The sequence below is a fragment of the Paeniglutamicibacter psychrophenolicus genome (assembly GCF_017876575.1).
Taxonomy (GTDB): Bacteria; Actinomycetota; Actinomycetes; order Actinomycetales; family Micrococcaceae; genus Paeniglutamicibacter; species Paeniglutamicibacter psychrophenolicus.
Genome location: NZ_JAGIOE010000001.1, coordinates 780,769 through 799,294, shown reverse-complemented (window position 1 = coordinate 799,294; position 18,526 = coordinate 780,769). Strand labels below are relative to the sequence as shown.

17 protein-coding genes are annotated in these 18,526 nt (G+C 66.8%); 8 read left to right on the top strand and 9 right to left on the bottom strand.

What is annotated here, in order from left to right; all coding sequences use genetic code 11:
- Positions 1–81: 81 nt before the first annotated feature.
- The 3 genes from JOF46_RS03495 to JOF46_RS03485 form a co-directional block, all read right to left on the bottom strand.
- Entirely contained in the window at positions 82–1,515 is a 1,434-nt protein-coding gene (locus JOF46_RS03495; RefSeq protein WP_209906042.1) for an aspartate ammonia-lyase, read from the bottom strand.
- A 139-nt stretch (positions 1,516–1,654) separates the two neighbouring features.
- Positions 1,655–2,620, bottom strand: coding sequence for an asparaginase (locus JOF46_RS03490; RefSeq protein WP_209906041.1), 966 nt, complete (start codon positions 2,618–2,620; stop codon positions 1,655–1,657).
- Positions 2,617–3,324 (bottom strand): FadR/GntR family transcriptional regulator, encoded by a 708-nt coding sequence (locus JOF46_RS03485; RefSeq protein WP_209906040.1) that lies wholly within the window; start codon positions 3,322–3,324, stop codon positions 2,617–2,619. Before JOF46_RS03485 ends, JOF46_RS03490 begins: the two co-directional genes overlap by 4 nt.
- Positions 3,325–3,748: 424 nt before the next feature.
- Between JOF46_RS03485 and JOF46_RS03480 the strand changes: the two genes are divergently transcribed.
- The gene (locus tag JOF46_RS03480; protein WP_209911492.1) at positions 3,749–5,407 is read left to right on the top strand and encodes an MDR family MFS transporter; all 1,659 of its coding nucleotides are present in this window, start codon (positions 3,749–3,751) and stop codon (positions 5,405–5,407) included.
- A 1-nt stretch (position 5,408) separates the two neighbouring features.
- Positions 5,409–5,897: a MarR family winged helix-turn-helix transcriptional regulator gene (locus JOF46_RS03475; RefSeq protein WP_209906039.1), complete on the top strand. Its 489-nt coding sequence runs from the start codon at positions 5,409–5,411 to the stop codon at positions 5,895–5,897.
- 57 nt (positions 5,898–5,954) lie between these two features.
- Here JOF46_RS03475 and JOF46_RS03470 read toward each other — a convergent pair whose 3' ends face one another.
- Genes JOF46_RS03470 through JOF46_RS03450 form a run of 5 tightly spaced genes read right to left on the bottom strand, consistent with a single transcriptional unit; the run spans position 5,955 to position 10,580 of the window.
- The gene (locus JOF46_RS03470) at positions 5,955–7,094 is read right to left on the bottom strand and encodes an MBL fold metallo-hydrolase (protein ID WP_209906038.1); all 1,140 of its coding nucleotides are present in this window, start codon (positions 7,092–7,094) and stop codon (positions 5,955–5,957) included.
- A 12-nt stretch (positions 7,095–7,106) separates the two neighbouring features.
- Positions 7,107–7,916, bottom strand: a complete 810-nt coding sequence (locus JOF46_RS03465; protein WP_209906037.1) for an ABC transporter ATP-binding protein — start codon at positions 7,914–7,916, stop codon at positions 7,107–7,109.
- A gap of 2 nt (positions 7,917–7,918) precedes the next feature.
- Positions 7,919–8,776 (bottom strand): ABC transporter permease, encoded by an 858-nt coding sequence (locus tag JOF46_RS03460; protein ID WP_342592347.1) that lies wholly within the window; start codon positions 8,774–8,776, stop codon positions 7,919–7,921.
- A complete protein-coding gene (locus tag JOF46_RS03455) occupies positions 8,773–9,615 on the bottom strand; it encodes an ABC transporter permease (protein ID WP_209906036.1) in 843 nt (280 codons plus the stop codon). The genes JOF46_RS03460 and JOF46_RS03455 overlap by 4 nt, the downstream gene beginning before the upstream one ends.
- Positions 9,612–10,580 (bottom strand): ABC transporter substrate-binding protein, encoded by a 969-nt coding sequence (locus JOF46_RS03450; protein ID WP_209906035.1) that lies wholly within the window; start codon positions 10,578–10,580, stop codon positions 9,612–9,614. Before JOF46_RS03450 ends, JOF46_RS03455 begins: the two co-directional genes overlap by 4 nt.
- A gap of 135 nt (positions 10,581–10,715) precedes the next feature.
- Here JOF46_RS03450 and JOF46_RS03445 point away from each other — a divergent pair, with 135 nt between their 5' ends.
- From JOF46_RS03445 to JOF46_RS03425, 5 genes are all read left to right on the top strand, one after another.
- A complete protein-coding gene (locus JOF46_RS03445) occupies positions 10,716–11,624 on the top strand; it encodes a LysR family transcriptional regulator (protein ID WP_209906034.1) in 909 nt (302 codons plus the stop codon).
- A 136-nt stretch (positions 11,625–11,760) separates the two neighbouring features.
- Positions 11,761–13,557, top strand: coding sequence for an FAD-dependent oxidoreductase (locus JOF46_RS03440; RefSeq protein ID WP_209906033.1), 1,797 nt, complete (start codon positions 11,761–11,763; stop codon positions 13,555–13,557).
- A 2-nt stretch (positions 13,558–13,559) separates the two neighbouring features.
- The gene (locus JOF46_RS03435; RefSeq protein ID WP_209906032.1) at positions 13,560–14,624 is read left to right on the top strand and encodes a maleylacetate reductase; all 1,065 of its coding nucleotides are present in this window, start codon (positions 13,560–13,562) and stop codon (positions 14,622–14,624) included.
- Positions 14,625–14,639: 15 nt separating this feature from the next.
- A complete protein-coding gene (locus tag JOF46_RS03430) occupies positions 14,640–15,545 on the top strand; it encodes an intradiol ring-cleavage dioxygenase (RefSeq protein WP_209906031.1) in 906 nt (301 codons plus the stop codon).
- A gap of 70 nt (positions 15,546–15,615) precedes the next feature.
- A complete protein-coding gene (locus JOF46_RS03425; protein ID WP_209906030.1) occupies positions 15,616–16,509 on the top strand; it encodes an aldo/keto reductase in 894 nt (297 codons plus the stop codon).
- 67 nt (positions 16,510–16,576) lie between these two features.
- Here the strand turns inward: JOF46_RS03425 and JOF46_RS03420 are convergent, their stop codons facing one another.
- Positions 16,577–17,503 carry an EamA family transporter gene (locus JOF46_RS03420; RefSeq protein ID WP_245347986.1) on the bottom strand — a complete coding sequence of 309 codons (927 nt, stop codon included), beginning with the start codon at positions 17,501–17,503 and terminating at the stop codon, positions 16,577–16,579.
- An 84-nt stretch (positions 17,504–17,587) separates the two neighbouring features.
- On the opposite strand from JOF46_RS03420, the gene JOF46_RS03415 reads away from it, so the two are divergent.
- Positions 17,588–18,481 (top strand): LysR family transcriptional regulator, encoded by an 894-nt coding sequence (locus JOF46_RS03415; RefSeq protein ID WP_245347985.1) that lies wholly within the window; start codon positions 17,588–17,590, stop codon positions 18,479–18,481.
- The last annotated feature ends 45 nt before the right edge of the window (positions 18,482–18,526 follow it).

Sequence of the window (18,526 nt, the reverse complement as noted above, 5' to 3'; positions counted from 1 at the left end):
TGAGGGCCGCGGCTGGGGGTGGGCCGCGGGCGGGGCGCCGGTTCCCGGATGGGTGTGCCCGGAAACCGGCGGAAGGAAAAGCTATTCGCTGAGGTTGGCCAGGCGCTCGGGGCGCAGCAGCTCCGTCAGCTGGGAGGCCGAGAGCAGTCCGTGTTCCAGGACAAGCTCGGCCACGCCGCGGCCGGTGGACAGCGCCTCCATGGCGATCTTGGTGGAGGCCGCGTAGCCCAGCTGCGTGGTCAACGCGGTGACCAGGCCGATGGAATTCTCCACCTGGGCGCGCAGCTTGTCCTCGTGCGCGGTGATGCCAATGATGCACTTGTCGGCCAGCGTGATGCAGGCTGCCTCCAGGTGGCGCATCGACTTGGTCAGGCTGTGCACGATGATCGGCTCGAAGGCGTTGAGCTGCAGCTGCCCGGATTCGGCGGCCATCGTGATGGTCACGTCGTTGCCGATGACCTCGTAGGCCACCTGGTTCACGACCTCGGGGATCACCGGGTTGACCTTGCCCGGCATGATCGAGGAGCCCGACTGCACCGCCGGCAGGTCGATCTCGCCCAGGCCCGCACGCGGGCCGGAGGAGAGCAGGCGCAGGTCGTTGCAGACCTTGGAGAGCTTGACGGCCACGCGCTTGAGCACCCCGGAGAGGTGCACGAAGGCGCCGACGTCGGCGGTGGCCTCGATCAGGTCGAACGCGGTTTCCAGCTTCAGCCCGGAGATTTCCGCCAGGTGGGTGCAGGCCAGGGCCGAGTAGCCGGCCGGGGCGTTGAGCCCGGTGCCGATGGCGGTGGCACCGAGGTTGATCTCGTGGACCAGCAACGTGGCCTCGGCCAGGCGCAAGCGGTCCTCGCCCAGGGTCACGGCGTAGGAGTTGAACTCCTGGCCCAGCGTCATCGGGACAGCGTCCTGCAGCTGCGTGCGGCCCATCTTCACCACGGTGCGGAACTCGACGGCCTTGGCGGCGAAGGCCTTCCCGAGGTGCTCCATCGCACCGACCAGCGAGGTTGCAGCGAAGATCGTTGCCACGCGCACCGCGGTGGGGTACACGTCGTTGGTGGACTGGCTGAGGTTCACGTGGTCGTTGGGGTGCAGGTATTGGTATTCGCCCTTGGCGTGGCCCATGAGTTCCAGCGCACGGTTGGCGATGACCTCGTTGGCGTTCATGTTCGAGGAGGTCCCGGCGCCGCCCTGGATCACGTCGACCACGAACTGCTCGTGCAGCTTGCCGGCGATGATTTCGGCGCAGGCGGCGATGATGGCCTCGGCGCGGGGCGCATCGAGCAGGCCCAGTTCCAGGTTGGTCCGGGCGGCGGCCTGCTTGACCATGGCCAAGGCCATGACCAGATTGGTGTTGGTGGACAGGCTCTGGCCGGTGATCGGGAAGTTTTCCACGGCGCGCAGCGAGTGCACGCCCCAATAGGCGTCCGCGGGAATGTCCCGGTCGCCGATCAAATCGTGTTCGCTGCGGGTGCCCTGGGCGGCCGTGGTCTGCAGGGTGGCGGTGGATTCGTTCATGGCGGGAGGATCTCCTGTGCTTGGGCGGTGCGTGGATGATGGAAGGCGCGGTACGCGGGAAGGGCTGTTTTTGGGCGCGGCAAGGCAGCGCGCGATGGTGCGTTTTGGGTGGGGCCGCGATGCGGCGCCGGGAGCGGAGTTAGCTGAAGGGCAGCCCGGCCAGGGTTCCGACCGGGTGGCCGCCGCCGAGCACGGGGAGGTTGTTGAAGGGTTCCAGCGGTCCGGGCGCCACACCCAGGGCCAGCAAGGCGGGGACTGCGGCGGGCATGCGAGCCCGGTCCGACCCGTCGGAGACCTTCAACGCCAGCGCGGAACCGTCGGGCAGGGCGATGAGCTGGATTCCCTCGAACCCGTCCTTGGCCAGCAGCCCGGGCACGGCCTCCATGAGCGCGGTGACATCGCGTCCGGCACCGGCAACCATCAGCGGGTGCGCGCGCATGGCGTCGGCGACCCTGGCCTCGGCGGTGCCCTCGGCGGCGGTGACCAGCGTGGAGAAGGCCCTGGCCATGCCCGTGAGGCTCAGCGCGAAGACCTCGGTTCCGCACCCGTCGGTGCTGGTGATGGTCACGTCCTCGCCGGTGAGTTCGGCGACGACCGCGCGGATGAGGCTGGGCAGCGGGTGGTCGTGGTGCAGGTAGGTTTCGGTGTCCCAGCCGTTGAGCACGCAGGTGGCCAGCATCGCGGCGTGCTTGCCGGAGCAGTTCTGCGCCAGTTGGGTGGGAGCGTTGCCGGCATGGATCCAGGCGTGGCGTTCGGCGGTCCCGTAGGGCAGGTCCGTGGAGTTGCGCAGCGCCGCGGGTTCCAGCCCGGCCTCGGCGAGGATCTTTGCGGCGAGGTCCTGGTGGTCGGCGGATCCGGAGTGGCTGGCGGCGGCCAGGGCGAGCTGCTCGGCGGGCAGCTCGAGCCCGGCGCGGAGCATCGCCACGGCAAAGAGCGGCTTCAGGGCCGAGCGCGGGTAGATCCGCGCGCCGGGTTCCCCGCGCGTGAGCACGGTGATCCCGTGCGGATCCAGCGCCGCCAGCGAGCCGTAGTGGACGCTTTCGACCAGCTGGCCGCGGGTCTGCACCGCGAGCGGGGCGTGGGCGGGGAAGTGGGCGAGGTTCATGCTTTTTCCGCTCCAAGGATCAGGGTCAGGGCTTCGTCGACGGCGGCCAGGTGCGCGGCCATGGCCGCCGCTGCCCCGTCGGCGTCCCCGGTCTCGATGGCCGCGAGGATCTCGCGGTGTTCGGCGTGCGAGGGGTGCTGGCGGCCGGTGATCAGGTTGATGGTCTCGGACTGGTTGACCATCGCGTCGCGGATGTCGTTGACCACGCGGGCGAAGACGCCGTTGCCGCTTGCCGCGGCGATCATGGCGTGGAAGCTGGCGTCCAGCGCCACCCACATTTCCGGGTCGTCCTCGTCTTCCATGGCCTCGATGATGCCGCGCAGCTGGGTCAGCTGGTCGGCGGTGGCGCGGGTGGCGGCGAACCGGGCGGCGGGAACCTCGATGTGCGGGCGGGCCTCCATGAGGCTGCGGGCGGAGAAGGCCCCGAGGACCAGGTCGCCGCCGGCGCGGGCGGCAATGACGAAGGTGCCCTTTCCGGTCTGGGTCTGGGTGAGCCCGAGTGCCGCGCAGGAGCGCAGGGCCTCGCGGATGACCGAGCGGCTGACCGCGTACTGGGCGGCGAGCACCGATTCGGCGCTCAATTTGCTGCCGACGGGAAGTTCGCCGGACTCGATGGCGTCGCGGATCGAGGAGAAGACGGCTTCGGCAGCGCTGATTCTCACGATCGGCTGCGGTCCGGCTGCCCGGCTGTCTGACAGGTTCATGTTTCGACTATGTCACGCCTCACAAAAGGGTGTCAAGATGCACCCCTGCAACGCCGCGCCAGCCGGGGACCGCGCGCGGAAGTCGCCTTGCCGGACCAAGTCGGAGCACCTCCTTCACATCCCGCCAAACCATCAGGTCAGAGGCGATGCGCGCCCGGCCACGGCGGTACGCCCTGGCCTCGGCGGGCCTCGGACGCGGGCGGGAACCGGGCGGGGGGCCGGTCCGAAATCGCCGACGGGCACCCGCGGAGCGGAGGGTGGCGGCGCCGCGGGGCGCTGCGCATCACACGAAAACTAGTTGCATATCAGCAACTAGTTCAATATAGTTGATATCAATCAACCATCTTCCCCCTTGTTTTGGAGTCCCCTTTTGTCCCAGACACCCACCACCACGAAGGCGGAACCGGAATTGTCCGAATCGGGCATGACCCACCGCCAGGTGATGCAATCACTGACCGGCCTGCTCATGGGCATGTTCGTCTCGATCCTCGCCGGCACCGTCGTCTCCACCTCGCTCCCGGTCATCATTTCCGACCTGGCCGGCGACCAGACCTCCTACACCTGGGTCGTCACCGCGACCCTGCTGGCCACCACCATCTCCACCCCGATCTGGGGCAAGCTGGCCGACCTGTCCAACCGCAAGCTGCTGCTGCAGCTCTCGCTGCTGATCTTCGTGATCGCCTCGGCGATCGCCGGGTTCTCGCAGGACACCTCGATGCTCATCACCATGCGCGTCTTCCAGGGACTGGGCGCCGGCGGGTTGACCGCGCTGACCCAGATCGTCATGGCCGACATCATCTCCCCGCGCGAGCGCGGCAAGTACATGGGCCTCTTCGGCGCCGTCATGGCGCTGGGCACCGTCGGCGGACCGCTGATCGGCGGATTCATCACCGACGCCATCAACTGGCGCTGGAACTTCTTCATCGCCCTGCCCTTCGCGGCCATCGCGATCATCCTGATCCAGAAGACCCTGCACCTGCCCGCGGTGGCCAAGCGCAAGGTATCCATCGACTACGCGGGCATCGTGTTGCTTTCGGCCGGCGTCTCGGCGCTGCTGATCTGGGTTTCAATGGCCGGCAAGAACTTCGAGTGGGCCTCGGCCACGACCGCATGGATGGTCGGCGGCGCCGTTGCGGCCCTGGCCGCATTCGTGATCGTGGAGTTCAAGGCAGCCGAGCCGATCATCCCGCTGACGATGTTCAAGAACAACACCTTCACCCTCTCGGTCGTCGCCTCGATCTCCGTGGGTGTGTCGATGTTCGGCACCTCGGTCTTCCTGGCCCAGTACATGCAGCTGGCCCGCGGCGCCAACGCCACCGAATCCGGGCTCATGACCATCCCGATGATGGCCGGGCTGCTGGTCATCTCCACCATCGCCGGTGCCCTGATCTCCAAGCACGGCAAGTGGAAGGCCATCATGGTCATCGGATCGGTGCTGCAGCTTGCCGGGCTCTACCTGCTGGGAACCATCCACTACGACACCAACTTCGTGCTTGTCTCCACCTACATGTTCATCCTCGGCGCCGGCCTGGGCATGGTCATGCAGAACCTGGTGTTGATCGTGCAAAACGCCGTCACCCCGGCGGAGATCGGCGTGGCCTCCTCGGGCATCGCATTCTTCCGCTCGCTGGGCGGCACCATCGGCGTCTCGGTCCTCGGGGCCCTGATGGCCACGAAGGTCGCGGACCTGATGGGCTCCAAGAGCGCCGAGCTGGGCGCCGCGATTGCCGGACTCGGGGACAAGGGCAAGGACCTGGCCGCGGCGCTGGCCTCCGGGAGCATCCCGGCCGTGCATTCCCTGCCGGACTCGGTCCGTTCCATCATCGAGTCCTCCTACGGGGACGCGGTGGCATACGTCTTCATGGTGGCGGCCCCGCTGAGCATCCTGACCATCCTGGCGGTGGCGTTCCTGCCCAACCTGGAGCTGGGCACCCAGACCCGCCACCAGCGCGAGGCCACCGACGCGGCCGCCGCACAGCACCCGGAGCTCGAGGCCGCCGAGGCGAACCTGGTCGAGGTCAGCGAGGCTGCCATCGCCGCCACGCCGCGCCTCGAGGCGGACAACACCCCGGCGCGCCGCTGACATGGACGCCGCGTCCGACCCCTTCGCCCTTCGCGGACCCGCAACGGCCGACGACCCGGTCAGGGCGCCCCTGATCGACCAGGTCGAGGAACAATTCGCGACGATGTTCACCAACGCGCGCAACAGCATCCGGGCCAGGGCCGCGGCCATCGACCCGGCGTTGCCGCCCATGGGGTTCAAGGTGCTCTCGATCCTTTCCCGCTGCGGTGCCAGGCAACAGGGGTGCCTGGCCGAGGAGATGGAGGTGGACAAGGCGTTGATGAGCCGGACGATCAAGCAGCTCGAGGCGCTGGAACTCGTGACCCGCAGCATCGACCCGGACGACGGGCGGGCGCTGCTGGTCTCGATGACCCCCGCGGCCCGGGAACGTTTTGACGCGACCCTGGTGCGGGCGCGCAGCGTGCTCCACGACCGGCTCGCCGGCTGGGAGCCCGGGGAGATCCGCCGCTTCACCGACCTTTTGGCCCGGCTGAACGAATCCACGGCCTGATCCGGAGCACGTGAATGGCCCCGCCGGATGGCGGGGCCATTCACGCATCTGGACGCCCTACCCGGCCGGCACGGAGGTTCGCTTCGGCAGGCGGCCGTCAGTGGGCACGGATTCTTCCCGTTTGGCGGGGGTGCCGATGCCGAAGTTCATCAGATCCTCCCCCACCACGAGATTTCCGGAGAAACCGACCTGCGCCTTTTCCCATTTCGCCACCGGTGTGTTGCCCGGAACCAGGTGGGTCAGTACCAGGGTCTTGACCCCCGCAGCTTCGGCCTGCGGCCCGACCTGCTCGATGGAGGTGTGGGCGGCCAGCATGTGCTGCATCAGATTGGGGTCAGGCTTCGGGGAGTCCGGCCCCATCAGCCCGTCCACCCAGTCCATGTCGATGCACTCGTGCAGCAAGAGGTCCGCACCTCGCGAAATCCGCACCAGGTTCTCGCATACACCCGTGTCACCGGAGATGACCACCGACCCGTCGGCGGTGTCGAAGCGGAACGCGAAGGCCGGGAACACCGGCCGGTGGTCCACCAGGATCGCCGTGACGCGGACGTTCTCGTCCCGGAAGATTTCAAATGGCTCCATCCCTGGCGTCGGGCTGCCGTTGGGGTCCGCCCCGGTGTCACCGGGCAACTCGATGTCCTGGAACTCGAAGATTTCCCGAAGGTCCTGTTTGGCGTTGTCCCGCATCCGGTCGTTGATATCTAGCGCATAGGCCTCCAGAAGCCGCTGGGTCGATTCCACCAGCCCGGGGGTGGGCGAAGCCGGGTGGAAGACCTCGGGAAGGTGCTCGCGCTTTTCCTCGGCGAATATCGGGGGCAGGGCGCCCCGGTCCCCGGGGCCAAGAACTTTGATCGGCTGCTTTAGCCCGTTGGAGCCGTTGTGCCAGGCCAGCAGCAACAGGTTCGGGTAGTCGACCATGTGGTCCGAGTGGTGATGCGTGATGAAAACGGCCTTCACGTTGTCCAAGCCCCTCTGGAACCCGCTCGGCCCGAGGCCCGACTGGCGGAAGCGCGGACCCCACCCTTCGCCCAGGTCGATCAGGTAGGTCGACCCGTTGACGGTGATCGCGGTGCAGATCCCGGCTCGGTCCGATCCGTCCCACCAGGGCGGACCCCCGGAGGTCCCCAGCAGCGTGACACGGCTGTTGTATCTCGAAGCTTCCTCCGCGCTCAGCGGCAGGTACGAGGTGGTTGTCATGTGCTGCTTCCTTTAGCTGATAGAGGCGTGGGATTTGGCGGACTGGATGAGCCCGAACACGTGGTTGCGCAGGGCCGAGTATTCGGGCAACGACTTGGTGTCCAGCTGGTGCCGGGGCAGCGGCAGGTTCACCACGATGTCCTCGTTCACCGTGGTGGGCGCCCCGGAGAGAACCACGACCCGGTCGCCCAGGTAGACGGCCTCATCGATGTCGTGCGTGACGAAAAGGACCGTCATGTCGAATTCGTCACGGACCTTGAGCACCAGGTCCTCGAGCTCGATGCGGGTTTGCGCGTCGACCGCCGCGAACGGCTCGTCCATGAGCAGCACGTCGGGCTGGTAGGCCAAGCCGCGGGCGATGGCGGCACGCTGCTGCATCCCGCCGGACATTTGCCAGGGGAACAGGTGCCCGCGGCCACCCAGGCCCACGCTGGCCAGGACCTCAGTGATCCTGTCCTTGCGCTCGGCCTTGGAGAACTTGTTGATCATGGGAAGTTCGATGTTCTTGGCGATGGTCATCCAGGGCAGCAGCGACCGTGAATAGTCCTGGAAGACCACCGCGAGCTTCGAAGGGGGCTCGGTGACCTCGACGCCCTCAAACACCGTGCGTCCGGCCGTCGGTGACATCAACCCCGCCATACATTTGAGCAGCGTGGTCTTGCCGGATCCCGAGGGCCCCACGATGCAGACGAATTCGCCCTTGCGGATCTTGAGGTTCAGGCCATCAAGGATGCGGATCTCGCCGTAGCTTTTTTGCAGGCCGTCAAGCTCGACGATGACATCGTCCGAGGTGCTGCTTGGAGTGGGTGGCAAAGCGGTCATGGTCAGGCACCTGTTCCTGTGCTCATGCGAAGTCCGGTCTGCCATTGCAGCGCCCGGGCCTCGAAGCGGATGAAAATGAGGTTGGCGAGGTATCCGAGGATGCCCAGCACGAATGTTCCGGCCCAGGTTTGCGGCACGGCGAAGGACTGCTGCGAGTTCAGCACGTAGAAGCCGATCCCGTTGGTCGAGGCGATCATCTCGGAGACCACGATGAGGATGATGGACATCTGCAGCGTGGTGCGCAGACCCGCGAAGATCTGGGGTCCGGCATTCGGGAGGATCACGTAGCGGATTCGCTGGAAGCGGGTGAGTTTGTAGGAACGGGCCATGTCCACCTGCTGCGGGTCTAGCGAGCGGACCCCGTCGATGGTGTTCAACAGGGTCGGCCAGATGGCGCCGGCCACGATGATCGAGATGTTCATGGCAGGGCCGATTCCGAAGAGCAACAGTCCGATGGGCAGCAGCACCGGCGGCGGCAGCGAGCGCAGGAACTGCAAGATCGGGTCCACGGCCGCCCGTAGCAGCGGGTACATCCCGACCAGCAGCCCGAAGACGACGCCCAAGACCGAGGCGATCAGGAAGCCGGCGATGAACTTCAGGATGCTGGGCACCAGGTGCATCGTGAAGGCCGAGCCAAACCAGTCCGCGCGCAGCGTGGTGAGAATGGTTTCGAGCGGGGGAAAGTAGAGGTTCTGGCTACCAGCCGAGGCCAGCCACCACAACACCAGCAGTCCCACGGGAAGCCAGGCGCGCATCAGCAGCAGCCTGATCCCGGTGAATCGACGGGCCTTGCCGCCGAATCTGACCTTGGTGCGGCCGCGGCCGACCTTCGTGATATTCGGTGTGGCGGAGGTGCTCACGGCAGGTCCTTTCTCTGCGAGGGGTGCCAGAACAGCAGGGGCTTTTCGGCGGCCCGGAAGGCCGCGTTCACCAGCAGGCCCAGCAACCCGGCAGCGAATATCAAGGCGTACATCTGCGGCATGGCGTTGGCCGACTGGGCGACAACGATGTCCTGGCCCAGGCCCGCTACCCCGCCGATCATTTCGGCAACCACCGCGATGACCACGGCGATCGATGCCGAGACGCGCAGTCCGGTGGCCCCGAAGGGCAGGATCGAGGGAATGATGACCCTGGTGATGGTTAGCCACTTTCCCAGCCGGTAGCTGCGCGCCATGTCGCGCGCCACGCCGTCGATTTCCTTGAACCCGTAGACGAGCTGGGTCAGGAGAGGCCAGATGGCGCCGAAAACCACCAGGAACAATTTCATGCCGGGCGTGGGGCCCCACAGGAGCAGCCCCAGAGGGATCAGCGCCACCGGCGGGATGGGCTTTAGGAACTCGATGGGGAACCACGTCGACTCCTGCACCTCCCTTGACGCCCCGATCAGCAGTGCCAGCGGGGTGGCGATTGCCGCGATGATCAAGAGCCCAAGCAGCGCCACCGAGAGGGTGCCCCACACGGAAAGCCAAAAATGCGGCTCCACCAGCTGCGCTCCAAACGCCGCCAGGACCTGGCTCGCGGGAGGAATGGCAGCTTGGGGAAGCAAGCCGCTGCGACTGGAAATTTCCCACAACCCGAACACCGCCAGGATGGTGGCGGGCCCGAGCAGCCGGTGCAGCGCAAAACGGCGTCGGACCCGGCTTGGACGTTGTCTGGGGGCAGCCGGCGCCACGGGTTTGAGGGCTACGCTGCTGGTCATGGCTTCTTCCACACCAACTTCGCGACGTCGACCGGGCCGGGAAGGAAGCCCAGTTCCTGCATGACGGTGGCGGCCGCGTTCAGCGCCACCGGGTCGACCAAGGTGCCGTAGCCGGGTTGTTGGATCTTGTCGGCCACCGCGGGATCGACCTTCCCGTACTTCACCAAGACGGCACTGACCTTCTCCGGGTGCTCGGATGCCGTCTTGCTCCCCTTGGCCAGCGCTTGGGCGAATTTGTCAACGATCCCTGGATTCGCCACGGCATAGGCCTCGGACCCGAAGAACAGGGCAAAGGTCTTGCCGGCCTGGAACGATGCCGTGTATGGATGCGCAATGACGGTGGCTCCGGCGCCGGTGGAAATACCCACGAACGGCTCCACGACGCTGGCGGCATCAACGCGACCCTGCGCCAACGCTGTCATCATGTCCGGGAAAGGCATGGCCACGAAGGTCACCTTGGCCGGGTCGCCGCCATCTTCCTTGACTGCCTTGGCCGCTGCGACATGCACGATTGAAGACAGCGCGTTCACCGCGACGGTCTTTCCCTCCAGCTGCGCCGGGGATGTAATTGGCGAGTCCTCCGGAACCACCAGGGCCGAGACGTCTTCCTCCGGTTCTAGTGCCACGTCCGCAGCGTTCGCCACCGCTCGCAGCGGCAAGCCCTTCTGGGCCGCGGCCAGGAACGGCGTGACGGCGCTGGTGCCGAATTGCAGCTGCCCGTTGAGCACCGCTGGCGCGATGGACGCCGCATTCTGCATGACCTGGACCTCGACGTCGAGGCCGGCCTCTTTGAAATACCCTTCGTCGAGGGCAAGGTAAACCGGGGCGAAGTCCGCCACCGGGATCACCCCGACCTTGATCGGTCCGGCGGGATCGGCTTTTACGTCGCTTCCGGCCGGTCCGCTGCATCCGGCGAGCGCGAGTGCTGCCAGGCCGACGAGTGCGGCAAGTCGAATTCCACGCATTGTGCGCCTCCTTTGTTAAGGCTGTGCGGCGCGCAGACTGGTTCCGCATGCCGTGACTGGAGTCACACCCAAATCTGCTGGAATCGTGGATATATTGCAAATACCAGTTTTGCTGGGTGGCTATATGCTTTCCATATGGACCTTCGTCAGATTCGATATTTTCTCGCCGTTGCGGCCGAGGGATCTTTTTCCCGGGCAGCCAACACCCTGCATATGACCCAGCCACCACTCAGCCTCGCGATCGGGCAGCTGGAAAAAGAGCTGGGAGTGCGGCTGCTGGATCGCCACCCGCACGGCGTGAGCTGCACGGAGGCCGGTGCGTTCCTGGTTACCCAGGGCACGCAACTACTCAAACGCACCCGCCGCATCGAAGACCAGCTCAGGGACATGGGCAATGGAACGGCCGGCCAGCTCCAGCTGGCCGCGGTCCCCTCATTTTCCTGGTCGTACCTCACCCCGCTACTGAACCGATTCTCCCTCGAGGCGCCCGGTTCCGTCGTTGAGCTTTCGGACCCCACGCCGCAGGAAGCGCTGAACCAGCTCGCGGCCGGCACCATCGACATCGCCATCGTCGCCACCGGAAACGCCAAGGCCCTTCAGGGGGCCTACGAAAACGAACTGTCCGTGACCCCGTTGCAGGAAATGCCACTGGTGGCCGCCCTGCCGCCATCGTTCCGAGACGCCCCGGACCCGATCGACATGAGCTCTCTGATGGGCGAGACATGGCTGCTTCCTCAGCTCTACCCGCGATTCCCGGGGCTTCCCGAACTAGTCAACGAGGCCTGGACGAAGCTCGGTCGCCACCCCTCCCGAATCCGAACAGTATCGACGCTCCAGACCGCGATTCCACTGATTGCCGCCGGCATGGGCATCGGGGTCATGCCGGACTCCGTTTCCCAAATGGCCGGCAGCCACCTTGTGGTGCGCCGGTTCGTGCAGCCCATCACCCCGTTGCAGGGCTGCCTGGTCTCGTCACTGCGGCACGCCCGATCCCCCGCGGTGCAGAAATTCATCGACATGGCGCTTGGAGGCGCACGGCCGTAGACCCGTCGCTATATGGAAACCATATGGACCGTGGATGATATTGGTATTTGCCCTATACCTGTCAGCTGGCCAGACTCGAAGGTGAACCAGACCACAAACCGCCAGCTGGCGGAAATTGACTCCCTAAGAGGTAACCATGGTGATATTCAACGATGGCGTGGCCGAAACAGAAGCCCCTGTTTCCGACACTGTCCACACCGATGTACTGATCGTCGGATCGGGACCCGCCGGTTCCTCCGCTGCCCTCTTCCTGGCGAGCCTAGGAATCCCGAACATCATGATCACCAAGTACCGGTGGACGGCCAACACCCCTCGCGCCCACATAACCAACCAAAGGACCATGGAGATATTCCGCGACCTGGGCATCGAGGACCAGGTCCTGGCCGAGGCGACGCCGCACGAAATCATCGGAGACACCGTCTTCTGCACTTCCATTGCCGGAGAAGAGATCGGACGGATCCTTTCCTGGGGTAACCACCCCGCGCGGCACGCCGACTACGAGCTGGCTTCCCCGTCACTGAACTGCGACATCCCGCAAACGTACCTGGAACCAATTCTGGTCAAAAACGCCACCAAGCGCGGCACCCAGACCCAGTTCTCCACCGAGTACCTCTCCCATGTGCAGGACTCCGACGGAGTCAGTGTGCAGGTCCTGAACCGCCTGACCGGCACCGAGTACACGATCCGCGCCAAGTACCTGATCGGTGCCGACGGAGCCCGCTCCAAGGTCGCCGCGGACATCAACCTTCCCTACGAGGGCGAGATGGACCTGGCCGGTTCCATGAACATCACCTTCACGGCCGACATCGCCCCGCTGGTCGGGCATCGTCCTTCCGTCCTGTACTGGGTGGTGCAGCCGGGTTCCAACATCGGCGGCATCGGTGCAGGGCTTGTGCGCATGATCCGGCCCTGGAACGAATGGCTGATCGTGTGGGGCTTCGACATCAACGGCGAAGTTCCCGAGGTCACCACCGAGTCGGCCACCCAGATCGTGCGGAACCTCATCGGGGTCCCCGACCTGGACGTTGAGATCACCGGAACGTCCTTGTGGGGCAACAACGAGCAATACGCGACCCACTTGCAGTCCGGCCGGGTCTTCTGCGCCGGGGATGCCGTGCACAAGCATCCGCCAAGCAACGGGCTCGGCTCCAACACCTCGATCCAAGATAGCTACAACCTCGCCTGGAAACTGGCCGCGGTACTCAAAGGGCAGGCCGACGAATCGCTGCTGGAGACCTACTCTACCGAGCGCGCGCCCGTCGCCAAGCAGATCGTGCAGCGGGCCAACAAATCCGGCCGCGAGTTCGGCAAGCTCTTTGAGGCGCTGGGCCTGGACAAGGCCGAGAGTCCCGATGAGATGTGGTCGTTGATCGATTCGCGCAAGGACAACACCTCCCAGGGCGCTGCCAAGCGGGCGGCCATTCAGGATGCCATGGAAATCAAGAACTACGAGTTCAACGCACACGGCGTGGAACTGGGGCAGCACTACCAATCCACGGCCATCGTCCCTGACGGCACGGCCAGGCCAACCCCCGCCCGAGACCCCGAGCTGTACTACGAGGCCTCCACCCACCCCGGGTCACGACTACCGCACGCCTGGGTCGGGAACAACGCCAAGAAGCATTCCACGCACGACCTGGCACCCTACGGCGAGTTCACCCTCTTCACCGGCATCACCGGACAGCCCTGGGTCGACGCGGCCCGGGAGGTGGCCGCGCTTCTGGGCATCAAGGTGGGTACCGTGGTAATCGGACCCGGCCAGGAAATCACCGACCTGTACTTCGACTGGGCCAAGCAGCGCGGCACCGCCGAGGACGGGGCCGTGCTGGTGCGCCCCGACAAGCACGTGGCCTGGCGCGCCCACACTCTGGGCACCGACCCCGCCACGGAACTCACCACTGCTCTTACCGGCATCCTGAATCGAGGAAAATGACCATGGGCTTGACCTTCAGCCACGACACGTTGGCCCAGCGGGTGCTGTTCGGCAGCGGCAAGGCCGCAGAGAACCTTGCATCCGAGGTGGCCCGGCTGGGCGCCAGTAGGATCATGCTCATAGCCGCCGAGCACGAGGCAGGCATTGCCGGCACCGTCGCTTCCAGCATCAATGTTGCCCTGCACCACACCGAGGTGGTCATGCACGTTCCCATCGAGACGGCCAACAGGGCCCGAGCCGCTGCCGTCGAGAACGGAATCGACCTCATTGTCTGCGTCGGCGGCGGCTCGACCACCGGCCTGGCCAAGGCCGTCGCCATGACCACGGCCCTGCCCATCATTGCCGTGCCCACCACCTACGCCGGCTCCGAGGCCACCAATGTCTGGGGGCTGACCGAGGCCAGCCGCAAGAACACGGGCATCGACAACAACGTCCTGCCCGTCACCGTCATCTACGACGCCATGCTGACCACTTCCCTGCCGGTCGGCCTGTCGGTCGCCTCGGGCCTCAATGGCATGGCCCACTGCATCGACTCGCTGTGGGGGCCGCGCGCAGACCCGATCAACGCGGCCCTGGCCGCCGAGGGGATCCGCGCCCTGGCCGGCGGGCTGCCGGCCATCGTGGAGGATCCCGAAGGACTGCCGGGCCGGGAGCAGGCGCTGTACGGGGCCTACCTGTCGGCGGTGTCCTTCGCCTCGGCCGGGTCCGGGATGCACCACAAGATCTGCCACGTGCTCGGCGGGACCTACGACCTGCCCCACGCCCAGACCCATGCCACCGTGCTGCCCTACGTGCTGGCCTTCAACGCGCCGGCGGCACCGCAGGCGGAGGCCCGGATCGCCTCCGCCTTCGGGGCAGACACCGCCGTTGGCGGGCTCAACGCCCTGCGCGGGACGCTGGAGGCCCCGGTGGCGCTGAAGGACTACGGATTCCGGCTCGAAGACGTCCCGGAGGCCGTCTCCATCATCCTGCCGGCCATCCCCGCCAACAACCCCCGTCCCGCCACCACGGAAAACCTCACCGAACTTCTCACGGCCGCCTACCACGGCACCACACCCGGCCACTGAAAGGACCACCCTGCCATGCAGACCACCACCGCGCCGGCCGTATCCGCCGAGCAGCAGGCCATCGAGCAGAACCTTACCGACACCGTCGTCGCCTCCTTCGACGGCACGCCCGACCCGCGGCTGAAGACCGTCATGGCCTCGCTCACCCGGCATCTGCACGCCTTCATCCGCGATGTCCGCCTGACCGAGGCCGAATGGAACGCCGCCATCGAGTTCCTGACCGAGGCCGGAAACATCACCGACGACAAGCGCCAGGAATTCATCCTGCTCTCCGATGTCCTGGGTGCCTCGATGCAGACCATCGCGGTCAACAACGAGGCCGTCGGCAACGCCACCGAGGCCACCGTCTTCGGCCCCTTCTTCGTCGAGGACGCCCCGCTGATTCCGCTGGGCGGAGACATTGCCGGCGATGCGGCGGGCCAGCCCTGCTGGATCGAGGGCACCGTCACCGACACCCAGGGCAACCCGGTTCCGGGGGCGCGGATCGAGGTCTGGGAGGCCGACGACGAGGGCTTCTACGACGTCCAGTACACCGACGGCCGGGTCGCAGGCAGGGCGCACCTCTTCGCCGACGACGACGGGGGCTACAACTTCTGGGCGCTGACCCCGACCCCGTACCCGATCCCCCACGACGGGCCGGTGGGAAAGATGCTCGAATCCACCGGGCGCTCCCCGGTCCGGGCCTCGCACCTGCACTTCATGGTCACCGCCCCGGAGCACCGGACCCTGGTCACCCACATCTTCGTGGAGGGAGACCCTCAACTGGCCATCGGCGACTCGGTCTTCGGCGTCAAGGACTCGCTGGTCAAGAAATTCGAGCAGCAGGTTGAGGGCACCGCCACACCCGATGACCGCAACCTGGACAAAACCCCCTGGGCCCGGGCGCGCTTCGACATCGTGCTGGCACCCGAAGACGCATAACGTCACGGTCGGGGCCCAACGGCGGGGCGGGATACGGAATATTTCCATCTCCCGCCCCGTTGGCCAAGACATGACCCGGAACACAGAAAGCACGTTCGCGTCCACCATCGACATCTTGGACCTCGGCACCGTCAAGCGCCTGGGGTTCGGCGCCATGCGCATCACCGGGGAAGGCATCTGGGGCGAGCCGGCGGACCGCTCCGGCGCACTGGCCACCGTCCGCCGGGCCGTTGAACTGGGCCTCGATTTCATCGACACCGCCGACTCCTACGGTCCCGACGTCTCCGAACAGATCATCGCCGAGGCCCTTTACCCCTACGCCGCAGGGCTGCACATTGCCACCAAGGCCGGCCAAGCCCGCACCGGCCCGCGCAAGTGGGTGCCGCTGGGCCGGCCCGAGTACCTGCGCCAGCAGGTGGAACTGAGCCTGCGCAAGCTGAAGGTCGAGGCCCTGGATCTGTTCCAGCTGCACCGCATCGACGCCAAGGTGCCGGCCGAGGAGCAGTTCGGCGTGATGCGCCAGCTGCAGGACGAGGGCAAGGTCCGCGCGCTGGGGCTCTCCCAGGTCACTGTCGCCGAACTGCAGGCCGCCGCGAGGCACTTCACCGTCGCCAGCGTGCAGAACCGCTACAACCTCACCGACCGCTCCTCCGAGGACGTGCTCGAGTACGCCGCGGCCAACGGCATTGCCTTCATCCCCTGGGCGCCGATGTCCGCCGGAATGCTGGCCACCGAAGGCGGGATCGTCCACCAGACGGCCGAATCCCTGGGCGCGACCTCCTCGCAGGTGGCCTTGGCTTGGCTGTTGCAGCGTTCTCCCGCGATCCTTCCGATCCCGGGAACCTCCTCGGTGGCGCACCTGGAGGAGAACCTCGGCGCCGCGGACCTGCACCTGGATGCCGAAACATTCGCGGCCCTTGATGCTGCCGGGCGCGAGGGATACGCGAGGGACACCGGGGCGTAGGAGCCGCCTGCACAAGATCCGCGCGGGACAGGGGTTTCGGCACGCACGATATTGTCGGTGCGCCTGGCTACCGGGCGTCGGCGTCCGCCACGATGCACACTGGCCCGGATTCGTTCGAGGCTGCTTGAACCGGCACCGGTTCGCGCCGGCCGGTGCGCGTTGCGCCGATCCCCGCAATGATGACCAGCACGATGCCCGCGATCGCGGCCGGGCGCGGGACCTGGTGCAGGATCAGCAACCCGACAACCATCGCAATGGCCGGCTCCAGGCACATCAGCGTGCCGAACGCCGCGGTGGTCATCCGGCGCAGCGCCAGCAGTTCGAGGCTGAACGGGATCACCGGCAGCAGCAGCGCGAGCGCGAACCCGATCGCCAGCACCTGCACGTCCATGCGCCCGAACACCTCCGGGCCCACCACCAGCGTTGCGGCCAGGGCGGCGACGGGCATCGAGATGGCAAGTGCTCCGATGCCGTCGATCGCATCCCCTGCGCGCTGGGTGAGCAGGACGTATCCGGCCCAGCAGACCGCGCCGCCGAGGGCGAAAAGCACGCCGGCGGAATCCGCGGCGCCGTGCCAGGGCTCGGTAAGCCCGAGCACCCCGGCGGCGGCGACCAGCGCCCACCAGCGTCCGGCGCCCCTGCCCTGGATGATCGCCACGGCCAGCGGACCCATGAATTCCAGGGCGCTCGCGGTGCCCAGGTCGATGGTTTCGACCGCCTTCATGAAGCCCAGCGTCATGCCCGCGGTGGCCAGGCCCAGCAGTGTGCAGATCCCCAGCGTGGCGCGGGTGAACCGCAGCCTCCAGGGACGGGCGATGGCCACCAGGATGAGCGCGGCCCAGGCCAGGCGCAGCCAGGCCACACCCTCGGAGCCCAGGGTTCCGGCCAGGCCGATCGACGCGGCAAGGCCCAGCTGGACGCAGCCCATCGAGGCAAACGCCATCATGGAGCCGATGCCGGTGCCCTTGCCTGCGGCTGCGCGTGTTGAAGTCATTGATTCAGTAGAGCCGAGGCAGGTCGTCCATGTCCACGCGAGAATCATCAACATATCGTCCAGATTTCCTGCACAATGGTGTTTATGGATACCCGGCGCCTGCAATACCTCTACGAGCTTGCCCGCATGGGCTCGATGCGGGCCGTCGCGGACGTGCTGGACACCACCACCTCGACCGTCTCCCAGCAGATCGCCCAGCTCTCGAGGGAAACCGGAGCCCGGCTGCTGGAACCCGACGGGCGTGGGGTCCGGCTCACCCCGGCCGGCCGGCGGCTGGCCGAGCACGCGCGCACCATCCTCGGCGCCATCGATGCGGCGAAGCTGGACCTGGATCCCGCCGCCGAACCCTCGGGCACGTTGCGGGTGGCGGGCTTTGCCACCGCTATCCGCACCACGCTGATGCCCGTCATCGGCGAACTGGCAGAGCAGCACCCACGGGTGCGGATCGTGGTGCTCGAGCACGAACCGGCGGAGGCACTGAAGCTGCTGGCCGCCGACGACATCGACCTGGCCCTGACCTACGACTACAACCTGGCACCGGATACGGTCGGCCCCGGGGTGGAAACGCTGGAATTGTGGAGCACGCCCTGGGGCCTGGGCGTGCCCAGCAGTGACGCGGAGCGCTTCGCGGGTGCGCCCGATGCGGCGGCGGTGTTTTCTGCCTTCCGCGACCGGGACTGGATCGGGAACTCGCGCAACCTGGCCGACGAGGCCGTCCTGCGGCTCTTCTCCTCGATTGCCGGTTTCGAGCCGGCGATGCGGCACCAGTCCGACAGCCTGGATCTGGTCGAAGACCTGATCCTGGCCGGGCTCGGCGTGGGACTGCTTCCGGAAAACCGCCCGCGGAGGAAAGGGATCGCCATCCTGCCGCTGCGCAACCCGGACCTGCGGCTGCGGGCCTTCGCCCGGACCCGCGCCGGGCGAAGTGCCTGGCCGGCCCTGGGGCTGGTGCTCGGGCGGATGGGCGAGGGCCGCTGACCGGGCAGGTCGGGCGCCGGGCCGCTTGTAACCGCGCGCCACTCG

Bases quoted from the DNA above. Each gene is read 5' to 3' on its own strand.
- JOF46_RS03470 (WP_209906038.1), bottom strand. From the start codon at position 7,094: ATGACAACCACCTCGTACCTGCCGCTGAGCGCGGAGGAAGCTTCGAGA.
- JOF46_RS03450 (WP_209906035.1), bottom strand. From the start codon at position 10,580: ATGCGTGGAATTCGACTTGCCGCACTCGTCGGCCTGGCAGCACTCGCG.
- JOF46_RS03490 (WP_209906041.1), bottom strand. From the start codon at position 2,620: ATGAACCTCGCCCACTTCCCCGCCCACGCCCCGCTCGCGGTGCAGACC.
- JOF46_RS03485 (WP_209906040.1), bottom strand. From the start codon at position 3,324: ATGAACCTGTCAGACAGCCGGGCAGCCGGACCGCAGCCGATCGTGAGA.
- JOF46_RS03455 (WP_209906036.1), bottom strand. From the start codon at position 9,615: ATGACCAGCAGCGTAGCCCTCAAACCCGTGGCGCCGGCTGCCCCCAGA.
- JOF46_RS03415 (WP_245347985.1), top strand. From the start codon at position 17,588: ATGGATACCCGGCGCCTGCAATACCTCTACGAGCTTGCCCGCATGGGC.
- JOF46_RS03480 (WP_209911492.1), top strand. From the start codon at position 3,749: ATGACCCACCGCCAGGTGATGCAATCACTGACCGGCCTGCTCATGGGC.
- JOF46_RS03475 (WP_209906039.1), top strand. From the start codon at position 5,409: ATGGACGCCGCGTCCGACCCCTTCGCCCTTCGCGGACCCGCAACGGCC.
- JOF46_RS03425 (WP_209906030.1), top strand. From the start codon at position 15,616: ATGACCCGGAACACAGAAAGCACGTTCGCGTCCACCATCGACATCTTG.
- JOF46_RS03495 (WP_209906042.1), bottom strand. From the start codon at position 1,515: ATGAACGAATCCACCGCCACCCTGCAGACCACGGCCGCCCAGGGCACC.
- JOF46_RS03465 (WP_209906037.1), bottom strand. From the start codon at position 7,916: ATGACCGCTTTGCCACCCACTCCAAGCAGCACCTCGGACGATGTCATC.
- JOF46_RS03440 (WP_209906033.1), top strand. From the start codon at position 11,761: ATGGTGATATTCAACGATGGCGTGGCCGAAACAGAAGCCCCTGTTTCC.
- JOF46_RS03445 (WP_209906034.1), top strand. From the start codon at position 10,716: ATGGACCTTCGTCAGATTCGATATTTTCTCGCCGTTGCGGCCGAGGGA.
- JOF46_RS03430 (WP_209906031.1), top strand. From the start codon at position 14,640: ATGCAGACCACCACCGCGCCGGCCGTATCCGCCGAGCAGCAGGCCATC.
- JOF46_RS03420 (WP_245347986.1), bottom strand. From the start codon at position 17,503: ATGACTTCAACACGCGCAGCCGCAGGCAAGGGCACCGGCATCGGCTCC.
- JOF46_RS03435 (WP_209906032.1), top strand. From the start codon at position 13,560: ATGGGCTTGACCTTCAGCCACGACACGTTGGCCCAGCGGGTGCTGTTC.